The sequence below is a fragment of the Streptosporangium sp. NPDC050148 genome (assembly GCF_055586505.1).
In genome coordinates, this window is the sequence record NZ_JBVJIA010000029.1 from 86,073 (window position 1) to 95,963 (window position 9,891).

Here is a 9,891-nt window from a genome sequence, read left to right on the forward strand (position 1 = left end):
CGGCCCGGCTCCCAGCTGGGGGATTACGATGCTCACGTGCGCTTTGATCCCTGGAATCCGGAATTCGTCGCCCACCCGTACGACGCCTACGACGAACTGCGACGGGAGCGGCCGGTCGATTTCTTCGAGCCGACCGGCCAGTGGCTCGTCGCCCGGCACGCCGACGTCAACGCGCTGCTGCGCGACCGCAGGCTCGGCCGCTCCTACCTGCACGTGGCCACCCACGCCGAGTTCGGCAGGCCGGACGACCCCGGGTTCCAGGACCCGTTCTGGCGGGTGATCAGGGCGGGCATGCTCGACGTCGAGCCGCCCGTGCACACCCGGCTCAGGCGGCTGGTGTCGAAGGCGTTCACGCCGCGCATGGTCGAGGCGCTCCGGCCCAAGGTCGCCCGGATGGCCGGACGGCTGGTCGACGACTTCGTCGAGCGCGGTGGCGGGGACCTGATCGCCGAGGTGGCCGAGCCGCTCCCGGTCGCCGTGATCGCCGAGATGCTCGGCGTGCCCGAGGCGGACCGGCCCCTGCTCCGGCCCTGGTCGGCCCGGATCTGCGGCATGTACGAGCTGCGGCCGTCCGTCGAGGCCCAGCACGCGGCCGTACGGGCGGCCGAGGAGTTCTCCGCCTACCTCGTCGACCTGGCCCGCGCCCGGCGGGCCGACCCCGGTGACGACCTGATCAGCGCGCTCGCCCTGGTGGCCGACGAGGGCGACAGGCTCACCGAGGAGGAGCTGGTCGGCACCTGCGTGCTGCTGCTCAACGCCGGGCACGAGGCGACCGTCAACGTCACCGGCAACGGCTGGTGGGCGCTCTTCCGCAACCCGGCCGAGCTGGAGCGGCTCCGCGCCGATCCGGGGCTGCTGCCCACCGCGATCGAGGAGCTGATGCGCTGGGACACGCCGCTGCAGATGTTCGAGCGCTGGGTGCTGGAGGACGTCTCGGTGGGCGGGGTCGACATCCCCAGGGGTGCCGAGGTGGCCCTGCTGTTCGGCTCCGCCAACCGCGATCCCGAGGTCTTCGCCGACCCCGGCCGCCTCGACGTGGGCCGGGCCGACAACCCGCACATCTCCTTCGGCGCGGGCATCCACTTCTGCCTGGGCGCGCCGCTGGCCAGGGTCGAGCTGGTCGAGTCGTTCGGCACGCTGCTGCGCAGGGCACCGAGGATGGAACCGGTCGCCGAGCCCACCTGGGGGCCGGGCTACGTCATCCGGGGCCTGACCTCACTCGACGTACGGATCTGAACCGGCTTCGCGGTCGTACGCCGACGGGTTCGAAGGCCCCGGTGCTCACCGTCTCAGGCGTGGCGGGTCTGGGAGAGCCAGCCGAACCCGCCGAGCCCGCCGGGCGCGATGAGCTCGGCCTCCTCCGAGGACCTGGCGAGGGCCCGCAGGTAGCCGCGCGGGTCGCGGCCGGCCTGCTCGGCCGGTGGGCGCCGCCCGGTGACGCCGAGCGCGCGCAGCGCCCGGCGCTGCGTGGTCAGCGCCGTGGTGACGGCCCCGGCGCTCTCGCCTGCGGCCGCGCAGGCGTCCAGCGCCACGTGGGCGGTGATGTCGCAGGACCCGTCGGGCACCGGCGCCACCGTCGACCCGTCGCGGTACCCGGCCAGCGTGCCGTAGGGCGGCCGGTCGTCCGCCGAGTGGGCGTAGTCGATCGCGATCGCCCGGCCACGGGCCAGGCGCACGATCACCGACGCCCAGGCCCGGTCGCGCGGCCTGCCGATCTCGGCCCGCTCACCGGTGACCCGCATCGGCCACCAGCGGTTCAGCCAGGCGAGATCGGCCTCGCCCGGCCTGCCGCCCAGCCGCTCCTCGCCGTCGATGACGTTGACCAGCACCAGCCGGGGCCCGGTGGCCGTCTGCTCGACGATGTCGACCGGGATGTTGTCCAGCCACTCGTTGGCGATCACCAGGCCGCAGATCCCGTCCGGCGCGGCCCTGGCCCAGACGATCTCCTCGGGCAGCGCCGGGGGGCGGGGCGCCAGCTCGACCGCGGTCACCCTCAGCCTCCGCCGCAGCGAGGCCGGGGCCGCGGCGAGCACGCCGGTCGCCAGAACGCCCTCGCCCGCGCCGATGTCGACCAGGTCGAGCGCCTCGGGGCCGCCGAGCGCCTCGTCGACCGCGACCAGCTCGCGCAGCACGGCCTCGGCGAACACCGGGGAGACGCCGACCGAGGTACGGAAGTGACCCGAGGGACGCTCCCGGAGGTAGAAACCGCTCTCGCCGTAGAGCGCATGCTCCATCGCGGCGCGCCAGGTGAGCCACACGTCCTCAGACGCTACCCGGCGGGGCGGGGGGACGAGATCGACTCGTGCCGACGATTGGAGTGAACACATGACCGCATTCTGTCACCGGCCCGCGTGGCGGCGGACGAGGCCGCGTCGGCGCGTCCCCGGTCGTCCGGTTCCCGTCACCGCGATACCTTCCGCGGGTCCCGGCGCCCCGCCGGAGATCCGGTTTGGCACTCTTGTGGGGGAACCTCGCCGCCGGGACCGAACGAGCGCCTTGAGGCGGTCACCACGGCACGGCCCGTTACGCTGGTCAATCGGGCACGGAGCCCCCACATGGTCGAAGGACGGGACGTCATGGACGCAGTCGATCGCCCGGCACGCCTGGCCGTCGGAGTGGTCGGAGCGGGCAGGGTCGGTTCGGCGCTCGGTGCCGCGCTGGTCAGGGCGGGGCACCGGGTCGTCGCGGCGAGCGGCGTCTCGGACGCCTCCAGGGAGCGGGCGGTCGAGCGGCTCGGGCTCGTCCCGGTCCGGCCCGAGGACGTGGTGGCCGGCGCTGACCTGGTCCTGCTGACGGTCCCCGACGACGTACTGCCCGACCTGGTCTCCGGCCTGGTGGGCACCGGCGCCGACCTGCGGGGCAAGCTGGTGGCCCACACCAGCGGCGCGTACGGGCTGGCGGTGCTGAACCCGGCGATCAAGGCCGGGGCGCTGCCGCTGGCGCTGCACCCGGTGATGACCTTCACCGGCCGCGACGACGACCTGCGCCGCCTGACCGGCATCTCCTACGGGGTGACCGCGCCCGACCCGCTCCGCGCGGTGGCCGAGGCCCTGGTCATCGAGATGGAGGGCGAGCCGGTCTGGATCGCCGACGAGGACCGGCCGCTGTACCACGCGGCCCTGGCCGGGGCGGCCAACCACATGGTGACGCTCATCGCGGAGTCCTCCGAACTGCTGGGACGGATCGGCGTGGAGCAGCCGGGCCGGATGCTCGGCCCGCTGCTCGGCGCGGCCCTGGAGAACGTGCTGAGGCTCGGCATCGCCGGGCTGACCGGGCCGGTGGTGCGCGGCGACGCCGGGACCGTCCGCAGGCACGTGGACGCGCTGATCCTCGCCGCCCCCGAGGCGGCGGACGCCTACGTGGCGCTGGCCAGGCTCACCGCCGACCGGGCCCTGGCGGCCGGGCTGCTCAAGCCCGAGGCCGCCGAGCGCCTGCTGGACGCGCTGGGCGGCAACACGTGGACCTGACATGGACCTGAGGCCCGCGAGCGGCCGTTTCGCAGACGTCACCCCCCCTCCGGCCAGGGAGCCGGAGCGTCACCCCCGGAGGTCGCAGTGATCGTGGTGGAGGACCGCGCAGGACTGGTCAAGGCGCGCGAGACCCTGGGGATCGGCGCGGGCGCCCTCTCCGGCGCGGGCACGCTGGCGCTCGTGCCCACCATGGGCGCGCTGCACGAGGGGCACCGCTCCCTCGTCCGGCTGGCGCGCGAGCGGGCGGACCAGGTGGCGGTGAGCATCTTCGTGAACCCGCTCCAGTTCGGTCCCGCCGAGGACTTCTCCCGCTATCCCCGTACGTTCGAGGCCGACCTGGAGATCTGCAGGGCCGAGGGGGTGGGGATCGTCTTCGCCCCCTCCGCCGAGGAGATGTACCCGCCCGGCAGGCAGGTCGGCGTCTCCGCGGGGGCGATGGGGTCGATCGTCGAGGGGGAGTTCCGGCCCGGCCACCTCGACGGGGTGCTGACCGTGGTGCTGAAGCTGTTCAACCTGGTCCGGCCGGACGTGGCGGTGTTCGGGCAGAAGGACGCCCAGCAGCTCGCGATGATCCGCCGGATGGTCGCCGACCTGAACGTGCCGGTCACCGTCGTGGGGGCGCCCACGGTCCGCGAGCCGGACGGGCTGGCGCTGTCCAGCCGCAACCGCTACCTGTCGCCGCGGGACCGCCAGGTGGCGCTGGCCCTGTCCAGGGCGCTGGCCGAGGGGTCGGCGGAGCGTACGGCGCCGCGGGTCCGCGGTGCCGCCCGCGCGGTGCTGGACGCCGAGCCGTCGCTGGCCCTGGACTACCTGGTCCTGGTCGATCCGGCGACGTTCGCGGAGGTCGGCGACGACCACGCGGGCGAGGCGATCCTGGCGGTGGCGGCACGGGTGGGGTCCACCAGGCTGATCGACAACGTCACGCTCACCCTGGGCTGACCGGGGCGCCCGCGGCCGGGGCGGTCTCGTGGTCCCCGGGGCGGGGCCGGCCGCGCGATGCCCGCGGCCGGGGCGGGTCTCATGATCCAGGGAACATGATCCCGGGGTCGGGGCCGACGGGGCGGTGACCGTGGCCGGGACCGGCCAGGGCGCGCCCGGGATCGGCGCCGGCCGCGCGATGCCCACCCCGGGGTGGGGCCGCCCCGGACCCCGCGTTATCGTCAGAGTGACGAAATGAACGGCCTCTATGAACCCCCGCGAGGAGGCGGCAATGAGCATCCCGGCCATCCCCCAGAGGTTGACCGCGCCCGCTCCGGGCTGGACGGTCCAGGCGGACGTGGTCGTGGTGGGCTCCGGCATCGCGGGTCTCACCCTGGCTTTGCGCTACGCCGGCCTGGCCCCCGGGGCGAAGGTCCTGGTCGTCACCAAGGACGTCCTGTCGTCCGGTTCCACCCGCTGGGCCCAGGGCGGCATCGCCGCCGTGCTCGACCCCGCCGACACCCCGGCCGAGCACCTGTCCGACACGCTCGTCGCCGGGGTGGGCCTCTGCGACGAGGAGGCCGTACGGGTCCTGGTGACCGAGGGGCCGGACGCGCTGCGCGACCTGATCGCGACGGGCGCCCGGTTCGACACCGACGCCTCCGGTGCGCTCCAGCTCACCCGGGAGGGCGGCCACCGGCGTGACCGCATCGTGCACGCGGGCGGCGACGCCACCGGCGCCGAGGTGCAGAGGGCGCTGGTGCAGGCCGTCGGAGAGTCGGGGATCGAGGTGATCGAGCACGCGCTCGTCCTCGACCTCCTCAAGGACGCGCGCGGCCACGCCGCGGGGGTGACCCTGCACGTCATGGGCGAGGGAGAGCGCGACGGGGTGGGCGCGGTCACCGCCGGGGCCGTGGTGCTGGCCACCGGCGGCATGGGGCAGGTCTACGCCGCCACCACCAACCCGGTCGTCTCCACCGGGGACGGGGTGGCGCTCGCGCTGCGCGCCGGTGCCGTGGTCAGGGACCTGGAGTTCGTCCAGTTCCACCCCACCGTGCTCTGGCTCGGCGAGGACTCCACCGGCCAGCAGCCGCTGATCTCCGAGGCGGTCAGGGGCGAGGGCGCGGTGCTGGTCGACGCCGACGGCGTCCGGTTCATGCGGGACGTCCACGAGCTGGCCGATCTCGCCCCCCGCGACGTGGTGGCCAAGGCGATCATGCGGCGGATGCGCGCCACCGGCGCCGACCACGTGTACCTCGACGCCCGCCACTTCGGCGAGGAGAAGTGGCGCACCCGCTTCCCGACGATCCACGCGGTCTGCCGGGAGCACGGCATCGACCCGGTCACCGGCCTCGTCCCGGTCGCCCCCGCCGCCCACTACGCCAGCGGCGGCGTCCGTACCGACCTGCACGGCCGCACCAGCGTCCCCGGCCTGTACGCGTGCGGCGAGGTCGCGTGCACCGGCGTGCACGGCGCCAACCGGCTGGCCTCCAACTCCCTGCTGGAGGGGCTGGTCTTCGCCGCGCGGATCGCCGCCGACGTCCACGCCGCGGCGACCGGCCGCGGCCCGTCCGCCGCGGCCACCGCGGCCACGGCGAAGGCCACGGCCGCCGCGTCGCCTGGAAGGGGCGCGGACCCCATGGACGCCGCGCCCGCCGCGCCCGCCGTGGACGCCGTGGACGCCGAGGGCTCCAGGAACGCCGTGGACGCCGTGGCGGGCGTGCCGGTCCCCGACGACCGCCCCTTCGGCCTGATCGACCCCAGGGCCCGTACCAGGATCCAGGGGCACATGAGCCGGGGGGCGAGCGTGCTGCGCAACCGGGAGTCCCTGGGAGAGGTCGCCAGGGCCCTGCTGAACGTCCGGTGGACCCCGGTGGCGGTCGAGCCGTGCACCGAGTCGTGGGAGACCACCAACCTGCTGACGGTCGCCTCCGTACTGGTGGAGGCGGCCCGGCACCGCCAGGAGACCCGGGGGTCGCACTGGCGCGAGGACTTTTCCGAACGTGACGACGCCGAATGGCTGGGCCACCTCGACGTGACCCTGACAGCGGAGGGACCGAGCATGACGTACGTACCCCACGGGCGGCGCGAGACGACGCTGCCGGCCAGGGTGGAGGCCGACCTCGCCGAGGCGGGGCTGGACCCGTCGGCGGTGACCGCCCTCCTGGAGACCGCCGAGGCCGAGGACGTGCGGCAGGGCGGTGACGTCACCAGCCTGGCCACCATCCCCGCCGACCGTACCGACACCGCCGACGTGGTGGCCCGCGCGGACGGCGTGGTGGCCGGGCTGGCCGTGGCCGAGGCGGCCTTCTGTCATCTCAGCCGGGGCCGCCTGACGGCCGAGCGCAGGATCAAGGACGGCGAGAGCGTCACCGCGGGCGACGTGCTGATGACCGTCACCGGCCCCACCCGGGACCTGCTGACCGCCGAGCGCACCGCGCTCAACCTGCTCACCCACCTGTCCGGCGTGGCGACCCTGACCGGACGCTGGGTCCGCGCCGTCGAGGGGACCGGGGCCGCGATCAGGGACAGCCGCAAGACGCTGCCCGGCCTGCGCGCCCTGGAGAAGTACGCGGTGCGGTGCGGCGGAGGGGTCAACCACCGCATGTCCCTTTCGGACGCGGCGCTGATCAAGGACAATCACGTGGTGGCCGCGGGCGGGGTCGCCGAGGCGTTCCGGGCGGTCCGTGACGCCTGCCCCGGCCTGCCGATCGAGGTCGAGGTCGACCGGATCGACCAGATCGAGCCCGTGCTGGCCGAGGGAGCCGAGGAGATCCTGTTGGACAACTTCACCGTCGAGGAGCTGGCGCGGGCCGTGCGGCTGGTGGACGGCAGGGCGCGGCTGGAGTCCAGCGGCGGGCTGACCCTGCAAACGGCTCGTGATGTGGCCGAGACGGGTGTTGACTACCTTGCCGTGGGCGCGCTCACGCACTCGGCGCCGGCACTGGACATCGCCTTGGACCTTCGGGGGAATTGATGCTGCTCGCCATCGACGTCGGCAACACGCACACCGTTCTCGGCCTCTTCGAGGGCGAGGACGTCATCGAGCACTGGCGGATCGCCACGGACGCCCGGCGCACGGCGGACGAGATCGCCGTCGTGCTGCAGGGACTGCTCGGGCAGTCGCCGCTGCTCAAGGGCGCCGACGTCAACGGCATCGCGATCTGCTCGACCGTCCCCTCGGTCCTGAACGAGATGCGCGAGATGTGCCGCCGCTACTACGGGGACGTGAACGCGGTCATCGTGGAGCCGGGCGTCCGCACCGGGGTCCCGGTCCGGATGGACAACCCCAAGGAGGTCGGCAGCGACCGCATCGTCAACGCGCTGGCGGCCATCCAGCTCTACGGCGGGCCGTGCGTGATCGTCGACTTCGGGACCGCCACCTCCTTCGACGCGGTCTCGGCCAAGGGCGAGTACGTGGGCGCGGTGACCGCCCCCGGCATCGAGATCTCGGTGGACGCGCTGGCCGCGGCCGGGGCGCAGCTGCACAAGGTGGAGCTGATCCGCCCCAGGTCGGTGATCGCCAAGAACACCGTGGAGGCGCTCCAGGCGGGCATCATCTACGGCTTCGCCGGGCAGGTGGACGGGATCGTCGAGCGGATGGCGGCCGAGCTGGCCGACGACCCCGACGAGGTCACGGTGGTGGCCACCGGCAGCGCGGCGCCGCTCGTGGTGAGCGAGGCGCGCTCGATCGACATGCACGAGCCGTGGCTCACGCTGATCGGCCTGCGCCTGATCTACCACCGCAACACCGCCTGAGCCGTCCCGCGGGCCCGCCCGGAGGGCACGACCCGGGCGGGCGGCGGGCACGGTGGGTGACCTCGCGGGGTTCGCCGCATCGGTACCCTTTGGAACTGTGACCGATGACGTGACCAACCCCGCCGAGGACCTGCCCGAGCAGATGCGCGTGCGCCGGGAGAAGTTCGACCGCCTCCGCTCCGAGGGCGTCGACCCCTATCCGGTGAACTTCCCGCGTACCGCGACCAACGCCGAGATCCGCGGCAAATACGCCGATCTCTCCGCTGACACCGCGACGGGCGACAGGGTGGGCGTCACCGGGCGGGTGATGCTGTCCCGGACCGGCGGCAAGCTCTGCTTCGCCACCCTGCGGGACGGCTCCGGCGACCTCCAGGTCATGATCTCCCTGGACCGGGTGGGCGAGGAGTCGCTGGCCGCGTGGAAGCGCGACGTCGACCTCGGCGACCACGTGGGCGTCGAGGGCGAGGTCATCACCTCGCGCAGGGGCGAGCTGTCCATCCTCGCCGACCGCTGGGTGATCACCTCCAAGTGCCTGAGGCCGCTGCCGGAGAAGCACGCGGGCCTGACCGACCCGGAGGCGCGGGTCCGCCAGCGCTACGTCGACCTCATCGTCAACGACGAGGCCAGGAAGCTGGCGCACACCCGCAGCGCCGTGGTGCGGTCGGTCCGCGACTTCTGGCACGAGGAGGGCTACCTGGAGGTCGAGACGCCGATGCTCCAGCCGATCCACGGCGGAGCCACGGCTCGGCCCTTCAAGACCCACATCAACGCCTACGACATGGAGCTCTACCTCCGCATCGCGATCGAGCTCTACCTCAAGCGGCTCGTGGTCGGCGGGATCGAGAAGGTCTTCGAGATCAACCGCAACTTCCGCAACGAGGGCGCGGACTCCACCCACAACCCCGAGTTCACCATGCTCGAGGCGTACGGGACCTATCTCGACTACAACGACATCGCGGACCTGACCCAGCGGATGATCCAGAAGGCGGTGGTGGCCGCGCTGGGTCACTCCGTGGTCGTCCACGACGGTCAGGAGATCGATCTGGGCCTGGCCAAGTGGCCGCGGATCACCCTCTACGGGTCGGTCTCCGAGGCGCTGGGCGAGGAGGTCACGACCGCGACGCCGCTGGAGCGCGTCCGCGCCCTCGCGGACGCGCGGGAGATCCACTGGGACGCCGCGTGGGGTCAGGGCAAGCTCGTCCAGGAGATCTTCGAGGCTCTCGTCGAGCACACGCTCGTCCAGCCCACGTTCGTCATGGACTATCCCCTGGAGACCTCCCCGCTGGCCCGCAACCACCGCGACAACCCGCTCCTCACCGAGAAGTGGGACCTGATCGGGTTCGGCACCGAGCTCGGCACCGGCTACTCGGAGCTGAACGATCCGATCGAGCAGCGCCGTCGTCTCACCGAGCAGTCCCTGCTCGCCGCGGGCGGCGACGTCGAGGCGATGCAGCTTGACGAGGACTTCCTCACCGCCCTGGAATATGGCATGCCGCCCACCGGTGGCATGGGGCTGGGCATCGACCGCCTCATCATGGCCTTCACCGGCAGGAACATCCGCGAGACCATCCTGTTCCCGCTGGTCAAGCCGTCGGGCCGGGCCTGACCGACGCGCGGCCACCGGGTCACGCGAGACGACGTCCCCGCCGGGGGGGGGGGGGGGGGGGGGGGGGGGGGGGGGGGGGGGGGGGCGGGCGCGAGAAGAGCACGGCGCGCTCCAACCCCAGCGCGAACTACTCCCCTT

General features: G+C 73.5%; 7 protein-coding genes. 6 read left to right on the forward strand and 1 reads right to left on the reverse strand.

The genetic code is table 11. From position 1 onward, the window contains the following. The first annotated feature begins 36 nt into the window (after positions 1–36). Positions 37–1,236 carry a cytochrome P450 gene (locus ACZ6RT_RS28375; protein WP_470157113.1) on the forward strand — a complete coding sequence of 400 codons (1,200 nt, stop codon included), beginning with the start codon at positions 37–39 and terminating at the stop codon, positions 1,234–1,236. A gap of 53 nt (positions 1,237–1,289) precedes the next feature. Here the strand turns inward: ACZ6RT_RS28375 and ACZ6RT_RS28380 are convergent, their stop codons facing one another. Next, positions 1,290–2,258, reverse strand: coding sequence for an SAM-dependent methyltransferase (locus ACZ6RT_RS28380; RefSeq protein ID WP_470157114.1), 969 nt, complete (start codon positions 2,256–2,258; stop codon positions 1,290–1,292). A 318-nt stretch (positions 2,259–2,576) separates the two neighbouring features. Between ACZ6RT_RS28380 and ACZ6RT_RS28385 the strand changes: the two genes are divergently transcribed. From ACZ6RT_RS28385 to lysX, 5 genes are all read left to right on the forward strand, one after another. Continuing rightward, positions 2,577–3,467 carry a Rossmann-like and DUF2520 domain-containing protein gene (locus ACZ6RT_RS28385; protein WP_344892961.1) on the forward strand — a complete coding sequence of 297 codons (891 nt, stop codon included), beginning with the start codon at positions 2,577–2,579 and terminating at the stop codon, positions 3,465–3,467. 93 nt (positions 3,468–3,560) lie between these two features. Then, positions 3,561–4,409, forward strand: a complete 849-nt coding sequence (panC, locus tag ACZ6RT_RS28390) for a pantoate--beta-alanine ligase (RefSeq protein ID WP_399190037.1) — start codon at positions 3,561–3,563, stop codon at positions 4,407–4,409. A 271-nt stretch (positions 4,410–4,680) separates the two neighbouring features. Further along, positions 4,681–7,365, forward strand: a complete 2,685-nt coding sequence (locus tag ACZ6RT_RS28395; protein WP_470157115.1) for an L-aspartate oxidase — start codon at positions 4,681–4,683, stop codon at positions 7,363–7,365. Continuing rightward, the gene (locus ACZ6RT_RS28400) at positions 7,365–8,147 is read left to right on the forward strand and encodes a type III pantothenate kinase (RefSeq protein ID WP_399189917.1); all 783 of its coding nucleotides are present in this window, start codon (positions 7,365–7,367) and stop codon (positions 8,145–8,147) included. Before ACZ6RT_RS28395 ends, ACZ6RT_RS28400 begins: the two co-directional genes overlap by 1 nt. Before the next feature lie 97 nt (positions 8,148–8,244). Beyond that, positions 8,245–9,753 (forward strand): bifunctional lysylphosphatidylglycerol synthetase/lysine--tRNA ligase LysX, encoded by a 1,509-nt coding sequence (lysX, locus tag ACZ6RT_RS28405; protein ID WP_399189915.1) that lies wholly within the window; start codon positions 8,245–8,247, stop codon positions 9,751–9,753. Positions 9,754–9,891: the final 138 nt, after the last annotated feature.

Excerpts from the sequence above, each read along its gene's own strand:
- ACZ6RT_RS28395 (WP_470157115.1), top strand. The coding sequence starts at position 4,681 with ATGAGCATCCCGGCCATCCCCCAGAGGTTGACCGCGCCCGCTCCGGGC.
- ACZ6RT_RS28385 (WP_344892961.1), top strand. The coding sequence starts at position 2,577 with ATGGACGCAGTCGATCGCCCGGCACGCCTGGCCGTCGGAGTGGTCGGA.
- ACZ6RT_RS28400 (WP_399189917.1), top strand. The coding sequence starts at position 7,365 with ATGCTGCTCGCCATCGACGTCGGCAACACGCACACCGTTCTCGGCCTC.